The sequence below is a fragment of the Amycolatopsis alba DSM 44262 genome, assembly GCF_000384215.1.
GTDB lineage: Bacteria > Actinomycetota > Actinomycetes > Mycobacteriales > Pseudonocardiaceae > Amycolatopsis > Amycolatopsis alba.
The window spans coordinates 9326622-9344886 of the sequence record NZ_KB913032.1; the positions used below are offsets into that span (position 1 = coordinate 9326622).

An 18265-nucleotide genomic window follows, 5' to 3' on the forward strand; every position below is an offset into this window, starting at 1 on the left:
CTCCCGTGCCCATCGATCCTTCGGTCGCGATCGGCGCCGACCTCGGCGAGGTGAGCTTCGCCTGGACCGCGTCGGACGTGCAGCTCTACCACCTGGCCCTGGGCGCCGGATCGGATCCGATGAGCCCGCGGGAGCTGCGCTACACCTACGAGGACGGCCTCCAGGTACTGCCGACGTTCGCCACCGTGGCGGCGAACCTGCGCGTGTTCGAACCACCCGCGGTCTCCTTCCCCGGCGTCGAGGTCGACCTCGGGAAGGTGCTGCACGGCAAGCAGGAGGTCATCGCGCACCGGCCGATCCCGACGTCGGGCAAGGCCGTGGCGCGGACGCGGATCGTCGACGTCTTCGACAAGGGCAAGGCGGCCGTGATCGTGAACGAGACGGTCGCCACCGACTCCGGCGGAACTCCACTGTGGACACTGCGGTCGAGTATTTTCGCCCGTGGCGAAGGGGGTTTCGGCGGCGAACGCGGCCCGTCCGATCGCGTCGAGCTCCCGTCGCGGGAGCCGGACGCGGTCATCGACACCCCGACGTTGCCGCAGCAGGCGCTGCTCTACCGGCTCTGCGGGGACCGCAATCCCCTGCACGCCGATCCCGCGTTCGCCGCGGCGTCCGGGTTCGACAAGCCGATCCTGCACGGCCTGTGCACTTACGGCGTCATCGCGAAGGCCGTCACCGACGAGTTCCTCGACGGCGACACCTCCCGCGTCGCGTCGTTCTCGGCCAAGTTCGCCGGCGTCGTCTTCCCCGGCGAGCCGCTGCGGACCCGCGTTTGGCGTGAGCCCGCCGGGCTGCTGATCACGACGACGGCGCCGGATCGGGACGAGGCTCCCGTTCTTTCCGACACTTTCTTGACCACGACAGACTGAATCATCGTTCCCGCTGGTAGCGGGTCTGGCTAGACTCGGCCGGGTGCGCCCCTTGATCTCGGACCCCTATGCCGAACTCGGCCGGGACTACGCGCGATCAAGACGTCCGGACCCCCGGATCGCGGCCGCCGTGACAGCCGCTCTCGGCGACGCGCGCTCGGTGGTCAACGTCGGCGCCGGAGCCGGTTCCTACGAGCCGGGTGATCGCGACGTGGTCGCCGTCGAGCCGTCTTCGCGGATGATCGCGCAGCGTCCGGCCACCGCGGCCGCCGCCGTCCAGGCCTGCGCGGAAGGACTGCCCTTCCCCGACGGTGCCTTCGACGCCGCCCTGGCGGTGCTCACCGTGCACCACTGGACGGACGTGACCGCCGGGCTGGCCGAGTTGCGGCGGGTGTCGCGCCGCCAGGTGATCGTGACCTGGGACCAGGCGGTGTTCGCGCGGTTCTGGCTGGTGCGGGACTACCTGCCGGAGATCGCCGAGCACGAGAGCCGGCTCGCCTGCCTCGACAGGATCGTCGAGGAACTGAGCGCGGCGGGCGAGACGCCGACGGTGGCACCCCTTCCGGTGCCCTCGGACTGCGTCGACGGGTTCCTCGGCGCGTATTGGCGCAGGCCGGAGGCCTACCTGTCCGAGCGGGTGCGCGCGGGGATGTCCGGTGTGGCGCTGCTGGACCAGAACGTCGTCGCCGACGCCGTCGGCCGGTTGCGCGCCGACCTCGCCGACGGGCACTGGCACCGGCATCACGTCGGCCTGCTGGGCCGGACGGAACTCGACCTGGGATACCGGCTCGTCACTACGTGACCGCGCCAGGTGGCGGAGCTGAGAGGTGCCCCGGCAAAGGACGCCATGCCTGAACCCGCCCCGGCCGAAGGCCCCGCTATCGCGGTGGCAGGACGCCCTGTACGGGCATCGTGACGTAGATGACCAGGCAGCGTCCTGCCGACGTCGATCGCGGACGCGGGTTCACCACGTGATTCAGTACACAATGGACGGCTCTCGCCGCGTGGACGGCGGTCGACCTCCGCTGCGAGGCGTGGTATTCATGGCTTTCGTGACAGCGAGGACGGGGGCGGCATGACGGCGGAGTACTTCGTGGTCCGTGGCCAGGTGGAGAAGGGCGATCAGCGGGGCAGGGAACTGGGCTTCCCGACCGCCAACATCGCGCTGCGCGACCAGGACGGCCAGGTCGGCGACGGAGTGTGGGCGGGCTGGGCCGAACGCGCCGACGGCACGCGGATCGCGGCCGCGGTCTCGGTCGGCAGGCGGCCGACGTACTACGGCGCGGACGGCTACCGGCTCGTCGAGGCGCATCTGCTGGACTTCAGCGGCGACCTCTACGGCGAGGTGCTGACCGTGTGGCTCGGGCACCACCTGCGGGAGCAGAAGGCGTACCCGTCGTCGGAGGCGCTGATCACCGCGCTCGACAAGGACATCGCCGACGCGGGCAAGTGGGCCGCGGACAACCCGGCCGAGGACCTGCCGGACGCGGGCAGCGCCGAGGACGGGGTCGTGCGCCGGATCGCCGCCTGAGCTGCCGGGCGCACGTGTCGCGAAAGCCACTTTCGCGACGCCTGGTGTCTCGAAAGTGGCTTTCGCGACACGCCTCCTTGGTCTGGCTCACCCCGTGCACGCCAGCCCATGTAGTGAAGGCCTCCTTCACTACCTTCAGGGTAGGCAAGGAGGCCTTCGCTACATCCGGCCTAGTCTGTCGCGGACGTTGTGAAAGCCACTTTCGCAACGTTGAGTGTCTCGAAAGTGGCTTTCGCAACATGCGGGACGCCACACACGGCGCGTTTAGTCCTCTGAGTGCCCGTCAGAGGGCCGCGCCGATGAGCATGTAGCCCATCCCGGCGCCCATGATCACCCGGCACACGCGGCGCGAGACCTGACCCTCGCCCGCGGTTCCCCGCGCCGCCAGGACACCGGCGCGCACCGCGTCCACCGCGAAATACGCGGCCACCGCACCGAAGACCAGCGAAAGCCACAGCGCCGAAACGCCGCCGGGGCCGGACATCACCAGCCACGGACCGTGCGAGACCTCGCTGTGCGGCATGAACGTCACCATGAACAGCATCGCGGTGGCGGAGACCGCGTGATGCCCGCAGGAGGCGTGCCCGGACCGCCGTCCCTTCCACCACGAGACGGCGAACCAGCCCGCCGTCAGGGCGAGTACCGCCTGCCAGCCCGCGGCGGGAATGGGGCCGCCGACCGGGGACAGCATCGCGACCATGCCGACGACGAGCAGCAGTTCGGCCAGATCTCCGTTGCGGACGGCCGCGCCATGGCGGCCGTAGTCCAGCCGGACGAGTCTCAGCACGCACGGCAGGACCAGCGCGGCGAACACCGCGGTCAGGGCCCACGCGACGACGAGTGGTCCAGACATGTCACCTCCTGGCCGGTATGCCTCTCACCGTCTCAGGTGGCGCACTAGTACACCAGCGGGCATTGAGGTGATCTCAGCCCGCGGTCAAGACCAGTCCGCTCGTAGGTACGCCGGTTCCGGCGGTCACGAGCACCCGCGCGGCCCCGTCGACCTGGTTGACGGCGTCGCCCCGCAACTGCCGGACCCCTTCGGCGATCCCGTTCATCCCGTGGATGTAGGCCTCCCCCAGCTGCCCGCCGTGCGGGTTGAGCGGGAGTTTCCCGTCGAGTTCCAGGGTGCCACCGCCGATGAAGTCCTTGGCCTCGCCCTTCCCGCAGAAGCCGAGTTCCTCAAGCTGCATCAGGACATAAGGGGTGAAGTGGTCGTACAGCACGGCGAGATCCATGTCACCGGGCCCGAGCCCGGACTGCTCCCACAGCTGCCGCCCCACGACGCCCATCTCGGGCAGCGCCGGGAGATCGTCGCGGTAGTAGCTGGTCATCACGTACTGGTCCGGACCACTCCCCTGCGCGGCCGCCGCGATCACGGCGGGCCGGTGCGGCAGGTCGCGCGCCCGTTCGGCGCTGGTGATCACCAGGGCGACCCCGCCGTCGCTCTCCTGACAGCAGTCCAGCAGGTGCAGCGGTTCGGCGACCCAGCGGGACGCCTGATGCTCTTCGAGCGTGATCGGCTTGCCGTAGAACCAGGCCTTCGGGTTCGTCGCCGCGCGGGCGCGGTCGATGACGGCCACCCGGCCGAAGTCCTCGCTGGTCGCGCCGTACTCGTGCATGTAGCGCCGGGCGAGCATGGCGACGGTCGCGGCGGGCGTCGCGATCCCCATCGGGTAATGGAACGCGTTGTCGACGCCGGAGGAGTTCACCTGTCCCGCCGCGGCCGAGGACACCTGCCCGAACCGCATCCCGGACCGTTCGTTGAAAGCCCGGTACGCGACGACGACGTCCGCGACGCCGGTCGCGACGGCCATCGCGGCCTGCTGCACGGTCGCCGCCGCCGCGCCGCCGCCGTAGTGGATCCGGCTGAAGAACTTGAGTTCGGGGATGCCGAGTTCCCGCGCCACGGCGATCTCGCTGTTGCCGTCCATGGTGAACGACACCAGACCGTCCACATCGGACGCTTCAAGGCCCGCGTCGGCCAGCGCCGCCGAGACCGCCTCCGCCGCCAAACGAAGCTCGCTGCGCCCCGAATCCTTGGAGAACTCCGTCGCGCCGATCCCGGCGATCGCCGCCCGTCCGGACAGGGTCATCACTCGCCTCCCAGCGTGATCGCCACGGTGCCCACCACATGTTCGCCGAGACCGTCCACTCCGGACACCGCGATCACCACGTCGTCACCGTCGCGTTCCGTCACCCGGCCGGTGAAAGTCAGAGTGTCACCGGCGTAGCAGGGCACACCGAGCCGGATCTTGATCGACCGCACGAACGCCTCCGGTCCCGCCCAGTCGGTGACGAACCGCTGCACCAGGCCGGTGTCGGTGAGGATGTTGAGGAAGATGTCCTTCGACCCGCGCCGCACGGCGGCATCGCGGTCATGGTGGACATCCTGGAAATCCCGTGTCGCCAGCGCGGTGCTCACCACGAAGGTCGGGGTGGCCTCGATCGTCAGCGGCGGCAGCTCGGTGCCGACCGAACAGTCTTTCATCGCGCGACCCTCCAAGCGGGCAACGTCAGTTCCTCGTCGATCTTCACGAAGGCCGCTTCCACGGATAGTCCGATGTGGACGGACTCGGGGTCGGCGCCGAGCAGCTCGCCCATCACCCGGACGCCCTCCTCCAGTTCGACGAGCGCGACCACGAACGGCACATCCTTGCCGGGCACCTTCGGATGGTGGTGGACCACGTAGCTGTAGACCGTGCCGCGTCCGCACGCGACGACGTAGTCCGGTTTGGCGTCGAGGTCGCCGTCCGGCGGCATGGGACCCGGCGGATGCCGCAGGGTCTCGCCCCAGCGCTGGATCCGCAGCTCCCCTTCGCGCAGACCGGCCCAGAAGAACTCGGTGTCCTTGCTGATCACCGGCCGCAGGACCGGGGCCGTCTGCTTGGCGGGTTCGGCGCCCGGCGGGCGGAACTTCAGCACCCGGAACACCATGTCCGCGACAGCCTCGTCACCGACGTACCAGGTGGTTTTCGTGGTCACGAACCAGCCTTCGCCCAGCGCGGTGCGTTTCGGGCCGACGACGCTTTCGAGTTTCGCGGTCGCCTCGACCCGCTCACCGTGGCGCAGATACCGGAAGTAGTTCTGCTCGGAGTTGGTCGCGACGACCGAGGTGAACCCGGCTTCGTCGAGGACCTCCATCATCGCGCCGAGCGGATCGTCCGACGCCCTGGTCCAGTGCAGCCCGCCCATCGTCCACACCTGCGCCATCGCGGGTGGCGCGACGAGTCCCTTGTGGACACTCTGGGCGGCGAACTCTTCGTCGACGTACACCGGGTTGCGGTCGCCGATGGCTTCGACCCAGTTGTTCACCATCGCCTGGTTGACCGCGTCACGGGCGGCCCTCGGCTCGGATTCCCCTTGTGCGGCGATGCGTTCGGCGGCTTCCTGGATGCTCATCGCGGCACCCTCGGCAGGCCGAGTCCGGCGGTCGCGATCAGCTCGCGCTGGATCTCGTTGACGCCGCCGCCGAAGGTCAGCACCAGATTGCGTTTGGCCACCACGTCCAGCCATCGCGCCAGGTCCTCGGTTTCGGCGTCGGCCTGATCGCCGTGTCGCGCCACGATCTCCTCCAGTCCCCTGGCCAGCCGCTGGATGCGTTCGGAACCGAAGATCTTGGTGGCCGAAGCGTCGGCCACCGCCACCGGTCCGGTCGCCGACGACGCCGCGACCTGCCAGTTCAGCAGTTCGTTGACCCTGGCGGCCGCCAGGGCTTCCGCGAGCACGCCGCGGACGTCGGGCAGCTGGAGCAGCGGTGTGCCGTCCGGCGCCTTCCTCGACGCCGCCCAGTCGCGGACGCGGTCGTGGAGACCGCCGATCCGCCCGGCCGGGCCGAGCATGACGCGTTCGTGGTTCAGCTGGGTGGTGATCAGCCGCCAGCCCTCGTTCTCCTTGCCCACCAGCATGTTCGCGGGCACGCGGACGTCCGAGTAGTAGGTGGCGTTCACGTGGTGCGCGCCGTCGCAGGTGATGATGGGCGTCCACGAGTAGCCGGGATCCCGTGTGTCCACGATGAGGATCGAGATCCCCTTGTGTTTCGGCGCGTCCGGCGTGGTCCGGACGGCGAGCCAGAGGTAGTCGGCGTCGTGCCCGCCGGTGGTGAAGGTCTTCTGGCCGTTGACGACGTACTCGTCGCCCTCGCGTACGGCGGTGGTCCGCAGCGACGCGAGGTCCGTTCCCGCGTCGGGCTCGGTGTAGCCGATGGCGAAGTGCACCTCGCCCGCGAGGATCTTGGGCAGGAACAGCGATTTCTGTTCCTCGGTGCCGAACGCCTGCAACGTGGGCCCGACGGTCTGCAGGGTCACCGACGGCAGCTGGACGTCGGCACGGGCGGCTTCGTCGACGAAGAGGTGTTGCTCGATCTCGCCGAAACCCCGGCCGCCGTACTGTTCCGGCCAGCCGACGCCGAGCCAGCCGTCACGGCCCATCCGCCGCACGATCTCGCGGTACACCGGTCCGTGCCGCTCCCGCAGCATCGCGCGCCGCTCGTCGGCGCTCACCAAACCGGCGAAGTACTTTCGCAGTTCGGCGCGCAGCTGGTGTTGCGCCGTGGTCAGTTCGATCAGCATCTTCACCCCGCCACCAGTTCGCCCAAGGCGGCCAGCCGATGCGAGGCGCCGCCGAGCGTTCGTCCCAGATCCTTGACCGCCGACGAGAACCGGTGCAGTGGATAGGTTTCGTCCACCCCGACCCCGCCGTGCAGGTGATGGCAGACGGCCAGCGCCTCGGGCGCCTCCTCCGCCAGCCAGTACGCCGCGATGTCGAGCTCCGCCTCGGCGTCGAGCCCGGCCGCGAGCCGCCAGACCGCCGAACGCGCGGCCAGCTGGACCGTTCTCGAAGCGACGTAGACGTCCGCGATCTGTTGCGCCACCGCCTGGAACGCCGCCAGCGGCCGCCCGAACTGCTCGCGTTCGCCGACGTGCTTGGTGGTCAGCGCGAGCGCGCCGGCGAGCAGCCCGTCACCGAAAGCCACGCTGCCCGCGAGCGCGAACCGGTGCAGGGTCGCGATCGACTCGCCCGGACCGTGCCCGTTCAGGAGGTCGGTGTCGGTGACGGTCACCGAATCCAGCGTCATCGTGTAGTCCGGTGTGCCGGAGGAAGTTCTCGTCGGGGTCAGTGTCACGCCGTCGGCACGGGGATCGATCAGGAAGACACCGGTGCCGCCGGGCAGCGAGACGGGCGTCAGGATCCGGGTGGCCTCCGCCGCGAACGGCACGCCGACCTTGACCCCGCTCAGCCGCCAGTCCCCGGCCGATTCCGCGGCGGTCGCGGGCCGGGTGGTGAACGGCGCGGAAGGTTCGTGCAGCGCGGCGGTGAGCACGGATTCGCCCGCGGCGACCGGCGGCAGCAGCGCCGCACGCTGATCCGGGCCGCCGAGCGCCGTCACCGGCAGGACACCGAAGGCCAGCGACGCCAGCGCAGGCGTCGGCGAGGCGACGCGGCCGAGTTCGGTCAGCACCAAGGCGACTTCGGCGACGCCGAGGCCGTCACCGCCGAGTTCGGCGGGCAGCGCCAGCGCGAGCAGACCGGCGTCGGCGAGCGCGCGCCACGTGCCGCCGGGGTCGCGCTCCTTCCCGAGCACGCGCGCGGTCAGCGCGGTGACCTCGGTCTGCGTCTCGTCGAACTGGAAGTCCACACTGGCTCCTCACCGGGGCGAACGGGCACAATACTGAAACCTGTTCTAGTCTTAACCGGAAGGCGCCCGTACGGCAAGGGGGATCTAGGAGGTGGCTTCGAGCAGTTCCTCGAGAGCGTCCGGGAAGTGGTCCGCGAGCGGCCACAGGTCCCCGGTGAGTTCGCGGGCGCCGAGCAGGCCGACGTCGACGCGCCCCGCGTTCGACAGCACGGTGACGTTGAGCCCGGCGCCGTGGAACACAGGTCCGAGCGGGTGGAGCCCGGTGATCCGGCAGCCCAGCAGGTACAGCGGCATCGGCGGACCGGGCACATTGGACACCACCAGGTTGTGCACCACCGGATGCCGTTCGGCCAGGCGCAGCGCGGAATACGCGCGCACCGCGAGACCGAACATGGTCGCCGCCGAGAACTGGGCCCAGTCTCCGAGCATGTCGGCGTGAATGTCGTGGTGGTGGTCCTTGGAGTGCCGGTTCGACTCCGCGAGCATGAACACGCGGGCGGCGGGATCCTCCAGATGGGTGGGCAGCGAGGCGAAGAACGCCGAGACCTTGTTGCTGCCGTGGTCGCGTTCGGTGCGTTCGTGCACCGACACCGGCACGGTCGCCACCAGCGGGTCTTCCGGCAGTTCGCCGCGATCGCGCAGGAACCGGCGCAGCGCGCCGGAAACGACGGCGAGGACGACGTCGTTGACGGTCACCCCGAAGGCGTTCTTGATCCGTTTGACCTCATCGAGGTCGAGGGAGGTGTAGGCGACGCTGCGGTGCGCGGTGATCGTCCCGTTGAACGACGTGCGCGGCGCCGTGAACGGCACCGGCATCCCCTTGCCCTGCAACGCTTTGCCCAGCCATTTCGGCACGAGTCCGAGCAGGTCCGGCAGCAGTTTCACCACCTCGGCCGGCCGTTTCACGAACGACGTCAGCCCCGCGCCGAACAGCGCGCGCCTGCCGGGGACACCCGCGTTGCGGCGATCGTCGCGCGCGATCTCCGGCGGCGGGGCGTCCGGTTCGAGACCGGCGAGATAGGTGATCAGGTTCGCGCCGCTGACCCCGTCGACACTGGCGTGGTGCATCTTCAGCAGGACCGCGATCTCGCCGCTCGCCAGGCCTTCGATGACGTGCAACTGCCACAGCGGCTGCGCGCGGTCCAGCCGCTGTCCCACGATGTGGGCGCAGAGTTCGGCCAGTTCCCGCCGGTCACCGGGTGCGGGTACGCCGATCCGGTGAACGTGGGCTTCGAGGTCGAAGTCCTCGTCCTCGACCCAGACCGGATGCGTGAGATTCCAGAGTGGATTGTGCAGCTTGCGCCGGAATGCCGGGATCAGCTGGACCCGTTCGGCCAGTTTCTCCTTGAAGCGCTCGAAGTCGTAGCCGCCGGGCATGGTCGAACCGTCGAGGGTGAGCAGCCCGCAGACGTGCAGGACCTGGGCCGGTGTCTCCAGGTAGAGGAAACTCGCGTCCAGACCACTCAGTCTCTGCATGAGAATCACCTTAAGTGAACTTTGCAACCGGTTCTACGCGGTCACCCGGCGGTAGGATCGGTGCCCATGCAGCCGAGTTTCGTCGTCCGCCAGGCACTCCAGCTCGCGCTCACCGCGAACGCGCTGAAGCCGCCGAGAGGTGCCCGGACGGCGGTCCCGGCGTTCTTCGCGGGCTGGCTCACCGGGGAACTCGCCCCGCACCTGCTCGCGCTCACCGCGGCCGACGCGGCGGCGCACGTCGCGCGGCACCGGGGCGGGTCGAGCAAGGCCGGTCTCGCTCTCGCGACCGCGTCGGCGGCCGGTCTCGGCACGCTGATCGCGCAGTCCCAGCGAGCCCGCGGCGAGATCGAGACGGCGCTGGCCGAAGGTATCGGCAAGACCTACTCCGACGAACTCGATCACCCGCCGAGCCCGACCGATCTCGCGACCCCGTGGGGCCAGCTGGCGATGCCGTTCCGCATGCGCGAACCAGGGGTCCGGCGGACACGGAATGTCGCCTACGCGCCCGGCGGGAAGCGGTTCCTCCTCGACGTCTACGCCCCGCGCGAACCGGTCACCGGCGCGCCGATCCTGCTGCAGGTGCACGGCGGCGCGTGGGTGATCGGCAACAAGGACCAGCAGGGCCTGCCGCTGATGCTGCACATGGCCAAACGCGGCTGGATCTGCATCGCGATCAACTACCCGCTCTCCCCCGCCGCCCGCTGGCCCGCCCATATCGTCGCGGCGAAACGCGCGCTGGCCTGGATCCGGGACAACGCCGGATCCTACGGCGGCGACCCGTCGTTCGTCGCCGTCACCGGTGGTTCGGCGGGCGGGCATCTCGCGTCGCTCCTGGCACTGACCGCGAACGACCCGGCACTGCAGCCCGGCTTCACCGAGGCGGACACGAGCATCCAGGCGTGCGCCCCGCACTACGGCGTGTACGACTTCGCCGCGACCAGCGGGCGGCGCTCCAGCCAGACCCGGCTGAAGACGCTGATCGCCCGGCACGTCTTCGAGGCGGACCGGGATCCGGTGAACTTCCTCGACGACTACATCGCCGCGTCACCACTGGACCGCATCACCGAGGACGCGCCGCCGTTCTTCGTCGTCCACGGCGTCCACGACTCGCTGGTCCCGGTGGGCGAAGCCCGCGAGTTCGTGCGGCGCCTGCGCGAGAAGTCCCAGCGAGAGGTCGCGTACGCGGAGATCTCCGGCGCGCAGCACGCCTTCGACGTCTTCCCCTCGATCCGCAGCGCACACGTGGTCCGCGGGGTGGAACGGTTCCTGGAATGGAGCTACCGCACCTGGCGGCGGTCCAGCCCGGCACCGCACTCACGCGACTAGGGCGTGTCCTGTAAGTCATTGGAGCCAGAGCATGATCGCGGCGATGGTGAGTTCGGCCTGGTAGTAGGCGGCGCGTTTGGCGTAGCGGGTGGCCAGGTCGCGGAACTGTTTGAGCCGGTTGAAGCACCGTTCGACCACGTTGCGCTGCTTATAGACCTCGGCGTCGAACGCTGGTGGTCGCCCGCCGCTGCGGCCTTTGGCTGCGCGGCGGGCGACCTGGTCGTCCCGTTCCGGACTGACGAACCTGATCCGCCGGTCTCGCATCGCCCGGCGGGTTGACGGATGCGAATACGCCTTGTCCGCGATCACCGTCTCCGGTCGGCAGCGTGGCCGGCCGGGACCGATCCGGGCGACGGTGATGCCGTCCAGCAGCGGAACCAGCTCCGGGTTGTCTCCGGCTTGGCCGGGGGTGAGCAGGAACCGCATCGGCAGGCCTCGTCCGTCGACGGCGAGATGGATCTTGGTGCTCAGCCCGCCACGGGACCGCCCGAGTCCTTCCCCATCGAGGGCGAGGGCTTCGATTCCGTCGCTGCGTCCCCCTTTTTCCGGGCGCCGGCGGAATGCTGATGCGCCCGAACCACGCTCGAGTCGACGGAAACGATCCACTCGAGGTCGCCGACGGCGTCGTCCTTGACGATCACCCGGTCGAGAATCCGGTCCCAGGTGCCGTCCTTGGTCCACAACCGCAGCCGTTCATGCGCCGTCTTCCAAGGCCCGTAACGATCAGGCAGGTCACGCCAGGGCGCTCCAGTGCGCAACTTCCACAGGATCGCGTTGATGACCTGGCGATGATCCCGCCACCGCCGCCCACCACCTTGCTGAGGCGGCAGCAACGGCTCGATCACCGCCCATGCCTTATCCGTCAACTCACCACGACCAACCACGACCGCAATCCAACCGAACCCCAGCTAGATCACTTACAGGACACGCCCTAGGCGCCGCACACCCGAGTGCGGCATCCAGTCACGCGAGTTACGCCATCGCTCACCTTGAGCCCAGACAAGACGCACTTTCGCCTTACCCTCAAGAGAAGGCGACCTGGAGGTGTCGCGAAAGCCACTTTCGGGACACCTGATGTCTCGAAAGTGGCTTTCGCGACACCGCGTTTGCCCAGGTCAACGTGAGTGACAAGCGGCCTTGCCACTCACGAGGCGCGAGGTCAGGGCGGGTAGATCACGTCCGTCGGCCGCGACGACGCCGGGCCGTCGACGCGCCAGCCCTCGCCGTCGCGGACGAAGCGGTACCAGCGTTCGTCGCGGCCGTAGCGCAGTTGCAGGTCGCCCTGGGTGATCCGGTTCCGCCAGGTCTTCGGCGTTCCCGGCAACCCCGATTCGGCGAGGTCCGCCTTGGCTTGAGCGAGCGGCGCCTGCGACGGCCGCCAGACCTCCCGGACCACGGCCATCCCGCCCCTGCCCGCCTCACGCCAGGCTTGCGCCCAGGCGGCCAGGTCTCGCAGCGGGACGTCCGCGGCCTCGGCGAGTTCGCCGGGATCGCCTGCGGCAGCCCGGCGCGCGAGGTCCTCCTCGAAGGACAGCTCCGCTGCCCGCTCGGGCCCCATGACCAGCAGTTCCCAGGCCCTCGCGGCGGCGTCGGCCGCCAGCTCCGCGAACGTGTCACTGCTCCAGCCGGTGCGGTGCGGCGGGTCGACGTCGAGGACAGCGGGCGGCCCGACCGTGCCGGGGACGGCCAGCCTCGGTGGCAGCGCGGCGATCCGCCGGGCGTAGGCCCGTTTCGGATCCACTCCGGGCGCGGCGGGAGCACGCACCCGTTTACCCGGCTTGCTCGCGGGAGCGCGGCGGGACCGCAGTTCCGCGAGCACGGCCTCCCTCGGCCTGCCCCGCAACAGGAACAGCACGAACGGATCGGCGTCGACCTCGTCCGCGACCAGGTAGTACACCGCGGCGACGTGTTTGCACGGATTCGCGCTGTCGGGACACGAACACTTCGGGCGGAGATCGCCGGGACCGGGGAGCAGGTCCGCGCCCGCCGCCCGCGCGTCCTCGGCCACCTCGCCGGGCAGTTCGCCGTCGAGCAGGGCGGCGACGTGCCCGAGACGGGAGCCGACCATGCCGAGCAGGCTCTCCCACTGCGCGTCGGTGAACGCCTGCATCTGGATGGTCACCCGGTACGGCACCGCCCGGCTGCCCTGCACCCAGGCTGTCACCTCCCCCGCGCCGACGGCGAGTTTGCTGACCGTGCCTTTGCGCGCGTACGTCCGGCCGCGCGGCAGCCGGTTCGGGTCGAGCTTGGCGCGCTCTTCCAGCGCCTCGACCCATGCCGTGCCCCACCAGGTGTTGCCGAAGGTGCGCCGTTTCCGCCCGGTCGCGCCCGGCATCAGGTCTCCCCGAGCCGGACGAGGTCGGCGAGTTCGTCGTCGGACAGTTCGGTGATCCAGTTCTCGCCGGCGCCGATGACCGCGTCGGCCAGCCCGCGTTTGGTCTCCAGGACCGTGGCGATGCGCTCTTCCAGGGTGCCTTCGGCGATCAGCCGGTGCACCTGGACCGGCCTGTCCTGCCCGATCCGGTACGCGCGGTCGGTGGCCTGGTCCTCGACGGCCGGATTCCACCAGCGGTCGTAGTGGATCACGTGGGTGGCCTTGGTCAGGTTGAGCCCGACGCCGCCCGCCTTCAGTGACAGCAAGAACACCGGCACTTCGCCGGCCTGGAAGCGGGCGACCATCTCTTCACGGGCTTTGGGCGTGCTCGACCCGGACAGCAGCATCGTCGGCAGCCCGCGTTCGGCCAGGCGTTTCTCCAGCAGGCGGCACAGCTGGACGTACTGGCTGAACACGAGCACACTGTCGCCCTCGTCGAGGATGACGTCGAGCAGTTCCTCGAACGCGGCGAGTTTGCCGGACCGGCCGTGCAGCACCCCTGGTTCCTTGAGGTACTGCGCCGGATGGTTGCAGATCTGCTTGAGTTCGGTGAGCAGCTTGAGCACCTGGCCGCGCCGGGCCGCCCCGTCCAGCTCGCGGATCATCGCGAGGTTCTCCCGGACGACGGCCTCGTACAGCGTCGTCTGCTCGGCGGTGAGCGGGACGAACCGGTCGGTCTCGGTCTTGCGCGGGAGTTCGGGGGCGATGTCCGGGTCGGTCTTCTTGCGGCGCAACAGGAACGGCCGCACGGTCGCGGCCAGCCGTTCGGTCGCGGCGGCATCCCGGTCGCGTTCGATCGGGCGGGCGACCTTGCGACGGAACCCGTCGAGGGAGCCGAGCAGGCCGGGCGTCGTCCAGTCCACAATGGACCACAGCTCGGTGAGCCGGTTCTCCATCGGCGTCCCGGTCAGGGCGACCTTGGCGGCGGCCGGGATCTTCCGCAGTTCCTTGGCGGTGACCGAAAGCGGGTTCTTGACGTGTTGCGCCTCGTCGGCGGCGATCATCCCCCAGTCCACTTCGGACAGTGTCTCGCGATCCCGGCGGAGCACGCCGTACGTGGCGAGCACGACCTCGTCCGGCGCGACCTCGTCGAGATTCCGCCCGCCGCCGTGGAACCTTCGCACCGGGATGTCCGGCGCGAACCGGGCGAATTCGCGTTCCCAGTTGCCCAGCAACGACGTCGGGCACAGGACGAGCGTGGGCCCCTCCCCGCGCGGGCGGCGGTGCAGATGCAGGGAGATGAGCTGGATCGTCTTGCCGAGCCCCATGTCGTCGGCGAGGCAGGCGCCGAGGCCGAGTCCGGTCATCGTCGCCAGCCAGGCGAGCCCCGCCTTCTGATACGGCCGCAGGGTGGCCTTCAGTTCCGCGGGCTGCTCGATCGGTTCCCCGGCGCTTTCGCGGATTCTCTCCAGCAGCCCCGTCAGCGCCGACGGGGCGGTGAACTCGACCTTCTCGCCGTCCAGTTCCAGTTCGCCGGTGAGCGCCGCGGCGAGCGCCTCTGCCCCGGACAGTTTCTTCGTGCGATGCGCGCGCACCTTGGCGATCAGCCGTGCGTCGACCTTGACCCATTTGCCGCGCAGCCGCACCAGTGGCCGTTTCGCCTCCGCGAGCGCGGTGACCTCGGCGTCGGTGAGTTCCTCGTCCCCGAGGCTCAGCCGCCAGCGGAACTGCAACAGGCTCTTGAGCGTGAACTGGGGCCCGGTGACGCTGCCGGGTGCCTGCGTCGCGCTCGCCTTGGCCTTGAGTTCGCCCGAGAAGAGGTCTTTCGGCCACTGCACCTCGATGCCGGCGCCGCCGAGCGCCGCGTCCCCGTGGGTCAGCAGGTCGACGACCTCGTCGTAGTCCAGTGCCAGCTCGGTCGGCGCGGCCGACTGGAGGATGCGCCCGAGCGGCGCCCACGCCCTGGCACCGCGGCGCAGACCGAGCAGCAACTGTGTCTCGACCTGCTCGCCCAGCCGTTCCAGCACGGCTTCCGGCGCGTCCCACAAGGTCTCCGCCTCGACGATGAGGCTCGGATCGGCCGTACTCCGCACGGCGACGACGGCGGCGAACGCGGGCTCGCCTTCGGGATCTTCGGGTTCGTGCACCTCCATGCGCAGCACGAGATGCGCGCCCTGCGCCTGCCGCGCGCTCAGTTCCGCGAGCCAGGCGGCACCGTCCGGCCCGACCAGCGTCGGCTCGGCCGAGGCGAACGCCGGACCACCCGCCGCGACCCTCGCGGCGGGCGTGCGGACCAGCACGTCCGCCGTCGCGTCCCAGAACGCCCTGATCAACGACTCCGGTGAGTGCAGCCGGATCCGTTTCAGCCCGGACAACGGCAGCGCGTGCGCCTCGGGTGGCAGCGCGGCGGCGAGACCGCGCAGCATCTCCTCGTCGGCGACGTCGAGCGGGCCGACCCGCCACGAATCCACCCCGCCGGGTGAGGCCGCGGGCAGCAGCCTGCCGCGGGCGATGAGGTTCACCCCGGCTTCGGCGACGGCCGACCACGCCGCGATGGCCGGGCTCAGGTCGCCCTCGGCGGTCAGCAGCCGGGGAATCACGCGTGACAACGGGACGAGCGCCGCGTCGACCTTCGTGCGCCGGAAGACCTTTCCGACCGGCAGCACGAGTTCGATCGCGGTGTCACCCGCTACGCCGTCTCCCCAGAGCGCCAGCACGCCGTCCCGCGGGGGATCCGAGGGGACGAAGGTGGCTTGGGTTCCTGTGCCGAACTCCACGACCCGCACGCTAGAGCACGGGACCGACAGCCGTCGGGCAGCGGTGTGGTGAACGGTCCGTTCACCACACCACGAGCCGTGAAATGACCGGTCACGGCACCTCGCGATGCGATGACAGGAACTTTCAGGACCGTGGAAGCCCCAGCAGCCGTTCAGCCGTCAAGGACAGCAGCACCTGAGTCGTGCCGCCCGCGATACTGAGACACCGGGTCAGCAGGAACTCGTGCTGCGCGGGATCACCGCCCACGAGGGCCTCTTCCCCGAGCGCCTCCAGCGCGAATTCCGCCACCGCCTGCCGATGCCGGACGCCCAGGAGCTTGCGCACGCTCGACTCGGCGCCCGGATCCTGACCGTCGAGCCGCCGCAGCGTCGCCCGCAGGTCCAGGACCGAACACGCGCTCCCGTCGGCGATCAGCGCGCCGACTTTCTCCAGGTCCGCGCCCTCGCCCAGGGTGGCGAGCAGGTTCTCGACGCCCTCCCCCACCGCGGACCCGCTGCCGAGTGCGACGCGTTCGTTCGCCAGCGTCGTCCGAGCGAGCCGCCAGCCGCCGTCGACCTCCCCGACCACCATGTCGTCCGGGACGAAGACGTCGTCGAGGAACACCTCGTTGAAGACGGCGTCGCCGGTGATCTCGCGCAGCGGCCGCGTGCTGATCCCGGCGGCGGTCATGTCGACGAGGAAGTAGGTGATCCCCTTGTGTTTCGGCGCGTCCGGGTCGGTGCGCGCCAGGCAGATCGCCCAATCGGCTTCGCGCGCGAGCGAGGTCCACACCTTCTGGCCGTTCAGCAGCCAGCCGCCGTCGGCGCGCCGGGCCGTCGTGCGGAGCGACGCGAGATCGGAGCCCGCCTCGGGCTCGCTGAACAGCTGGCACCAGGTGATCTCGCCGCGCAAAGTGGCGGCGGCGAACCGTTCGCGCTGGGCGTCGGAGCCGTGTTCCAGCAGCGTCGGCACCGCCCAGGCGCCGATGACCAGATCCGGGCGGCGGACGCCGGCACCGTGGAGGGCGGCGTCGATCCGCAGTTGCTCGGCGGCGGTGGCGCCCCGGCCGTACGGCGCGGGCCAGTGCGGGGCCAGCAGCCCCGAATCGGCCAGCGCGACCCGCCGTCCCGGTTCGGGCAGGGCGGCGATTTCCCCGACCAGGTCACGGAGTCCGGCGTCTTCGCCGACCTCGACGCGCAACGTCCGGCGGTCACCGCGCAGCGCGAGATCGGCGGCACGGCGGCGCCAGCGGGCGGAACCCCCGAGCCACTGGCGCAGGGCCACGGCGCGGCGCAGGTAGAAGTGCGCGTCGTGCTCCCAGGTGAAGCCGATGCCACCGAGGACCTGGATGCAGTCCTTCGCGTTCTCTACTGCCGCGTCAAGGGCGTATGACGCCGCCGTCGCGGCTGCGAGGGCATGCTGCGCCGGGTCTTCGGCCGCCCTCGCCGCGTCCCATGCGAGCGCGTCGGTGGCTTCGGCCCGGCAGAGCATTTCCGCGCACAGATGCTTGATCGCCTGGAACGACCCGATGGGACGGCCGAACTGCTCTCGCACCTTCGCGTACTCGACGGCGGTCCGAAGACACCACCGGGCGATCCCCGCCGCCTCGGCGGCACCGAGCGTGGCCGCGTAGGCATCCACGGGAAGAGCGTCGAAAACCGCCTCGGGCCGCACACTCGCGCACCGGACGCGGCCGACCGGCCGGGAGACGTCGAACGGTTCGCACTCCTCGATGTCCACTCCGGACGTCCCAGGTGGAATGAGCGCGGAGACCTCGCCGTCGGAGACCAACGACCACGCCGACGGGTGAACGTCGAGTGCCGGCCCCGATTCGCCGTCGACCACTGAATCCGCGATACGGAAATCCCGGCCGAGCACCACCGCCAGCCGTTCGGTCCCGTCCGCGAGACCGGGCAGGATCTCCTTGACGGCTTGAGGAACCGTCGCGAGCAGCGCGCCGCCCAAGGCCGTCCCGAGGACAGGACCGGGCACGAGCGCTTCGGCCGCTTCGGCGAGCCCGGCGGCCAGATCGGCGAGTGTGCCGCCCGCGCCGCCGACGTCTTCGGGAATCGCCACGCCGAACAACCCGAGTTCCGCCAGTCCTGGTGGCGGTTCGGTGACCCGGCCGCTCCGGACGGCGTCGACGGGCCGGGCGGAAGCCGCCCAAGCACGGATCGACGCGGCCAGCGCCGCTTGTTCCTCGGTGAGCGCGATCGACACGGGTGAGACCTCCTCGCCGGACCTACCCGTGAGTGTAGAACGTGTTACAGTTTCTTGCCCAGTGGGTCACGTCTTGAACAGTTCGTCCGCTTAGGTACGCTACGCGGGGAAAGTGGAACAAGTTCCGAAGATCG

Annotated in this window: 14 protein-coding genes and 1 pseudogene; 4 read left to right on the forward strand and 11 right to left on the reverse strand. The window is 70.1% G+C overall.

The genetic code is table 11. The features are described 5' to 3' along the window. Window positions 1-5 precede the first annotated feature (5 nt). The 3 genes from AMYAL_RS0142970 to AMYAL_RS0142980 all read left to right on the forward strand — a co-directional run bounded on the left by AMYAL_RS0142970 (window position 6) and on the right by AMYAL_RS0142980 (window position 2400). Window positions 6-869 (forward strand): MaoC/PaaZ C-terminal domain-containing protein, encoded by an 864-nt coding sequence (locus AMYAL_RS0142970; RefSeq protein ID WP_020637495.1) that lies wholly within the window; start codon window positions 6-8, stop codon window positions 867-869. Window positions 870-921: 52 nt separating this feature from the next. Then, a complete protein-coding gene (locus AMYAL_RS0142975) occupies window positions 922-1671 on the forward strand; it encodes a class I SAM-dependent methyltransferase (protein ID WP_020637496.1) in 750 nt (249 codons plus the stop codon). 273 nt (window positions 1672-1944) lie between these two features. Beyond that, window positions 1945-2400: a riboflavin kinase gene (locus tag AMYAL_RS0142980; RefSeq protein ID WP_020637497.1), complete on the forward strand. Its 456-nt coding sequence runs from the start codon at window positions 1945-1947 to the stop codon at window positions 2398-2400. Between the two features lie 283 nt (window positions 2401-2683). On the opposite strand, the gene AMYAL_RS0142985 is transcribed toward AMYAL_RS0142980, so the two are convergent. The 7 genes from AMYAL_RS0142985 to AMYAL_RS0143015 form a co-directional block, all read right to left on the reverse strand. Beyond that, window positions 2684-3253 (reverse strand): DUF5134 domain-containing protein, encoded by a 570-nt coding sequence (locus AMYAL_RS0142985; RefSeq protein WP_020637498.1) that lies wholly within the window; start codon window positions 3251-3253, stop codon window positions 2684-2686. 73 nt (window positions 3254-3326) lie between these two features. After that, on the reverse strand, window positions 3327-4496 hold the full coding sequence (locus AMYAL_RS0142990; RefSeq protein ID WP_020637499.1) for a lipid-transfer protein: 1170 nt from the start codon (window positions 4494-4496) through the stop codon (window positions 3327-3329). Next, a complete protein-coding gene (locus AMYAL_RS0142995; protein ID WP_020637500.1) occupies window positions 4496-4891 on the reverse strand; it encodes a MaoC family dehydratase in 396 nt (131 codons plus the stop codon). Before AMYAL_RS0142995 ends, AMYAL_RS0142990 begins: the two co-directional genes overlap by 1 nt. Beyond that, window positions 4888-5802: a bifunctional MaoC family dehydratase N-terminal/OB-fold nucleic acid binding domain-containing protein gene (locus tag AMYAL_RS0143000; RefSeq protein ID WP_020637501.1), complete on the reverse strand. Its 915-nt coding sequence runs from the start codon at window positions 5800-5802 to the stop codon at window positions 4888-4890. The genes AMYAL_RS0142995 and AMYAL_RS0143000 overlap by 4 nt, the downstream gene beginning before the upstream one ends. Next, complete coding sequence (locus AMYAL_RS0143005) at window positions 5799-6971, reverse strand: acyl-CoA dehydrogenase family protein (RefSeq protein WP_026467927.1); 1173 nt, start codon at window positions 6969-6971, stop codon at window positions 5799-5801. Before AMYAL_RS0143005 ends, AMYAL_RS0143000 begins: the two co-directional genes overlap by 4 nt. A 2-nt stretch (window positions 6972-6973) precedes the next feature. After that, entirely contained in the window at window positions 6974-8038 is a 1065-nt protein-coding gene (locus tag AMYAL_RS0143010) for an acyl-CoA dehydrogenase family protein (protein ID WP_020637503.1), read from the reverse strand. A gap of 84 nt (window positions 8039-8122) precedes the next feature. Next, window positions 8123-9514: a WS/DGAT/MGAT family O-acyltransferase gene (locus tag AMYAL_RS0143015; RefSeq protein WP_020637504.1), complete on the reverse strand. Its 1392-nt coding sequence runs from the start codon at window positions 9512-9514 to the stop codon at window positions 8123-8125. A gap of 66 nt (window positions 9515-9580) precedes the next feature. Here AMYAL_RS0143015 and AMYAL_RS0143020 point away from each other — a divergent pair, with 66 nt between their 5' ends. After that, the gene (locus tag AMYAL_RS0143020; protein ID WP_020637505.1) at window positions 9581-10840 is read left to right on the forward strand and encodes an alpha/beta hydrolase; all 1260 of its coding nucleotides are present in this window, start codon (window positions 9581-9583) and stop codon (window positions 10838-10840) included. 15 nt (window positions 10841-10855) lie between these two features. Here the strand turns inward: AMYAL_RS0143020 and AMYAL_RS48985 are convergent. From AMYAL_RS48985 to AMYAL_RS0143045, 4 genes and pseudogenes are all read right to left on the reverse strand, one after another. Beyond that, a pseudogene (locus AMYAL_RS48985) lies at window positions 10856-11724 on the reverse strand (IS5 family transposase). A gap of 275 nt (window positions 11725-11999) precedes the next feature. After that, on the reverse strand, window positions 12000-13175 hold the full coding sequence (locus AMYAL_RS0143035; protein WP_020637506.1) for an SWIM zinc finger family protein: 1176 nt from the start codon (window positions 13173-13175) through the stop codon (window positions 12000-12002). Next, complete coding sequence (locus AMYAL_RS0143040; protein WP_020637507.1) at window positions 13175-15940, reverse strand: DEAD/DEAH box helicase; 2766 nt, start codon at window positions 15938-15940, stop codon at window positions 13175-13177. The genes AMYAL_RS0143035 and AMYAL_RS0143040 overlap by 1 nt, the downstream gene beginning before the upstream one ends. A gap of 115 nt (window positions 15941-16055) precedes the next feature. Beyond that, window positions 16056-18131 carry an acyl-CoA dehydrogenase family protein gene (locus tag AMYAL_RS0143045; protein WP_020637508.1) on the reverse strand — a complete coding sequence of 692 codons (2076 nt, stop codon included), beginning with the start codon at window positions 18129-18131 and terminating at the stop codon, window positions 16056-16058. Window positions 18132-18265 lie beyond the last annotated feature (134 nt).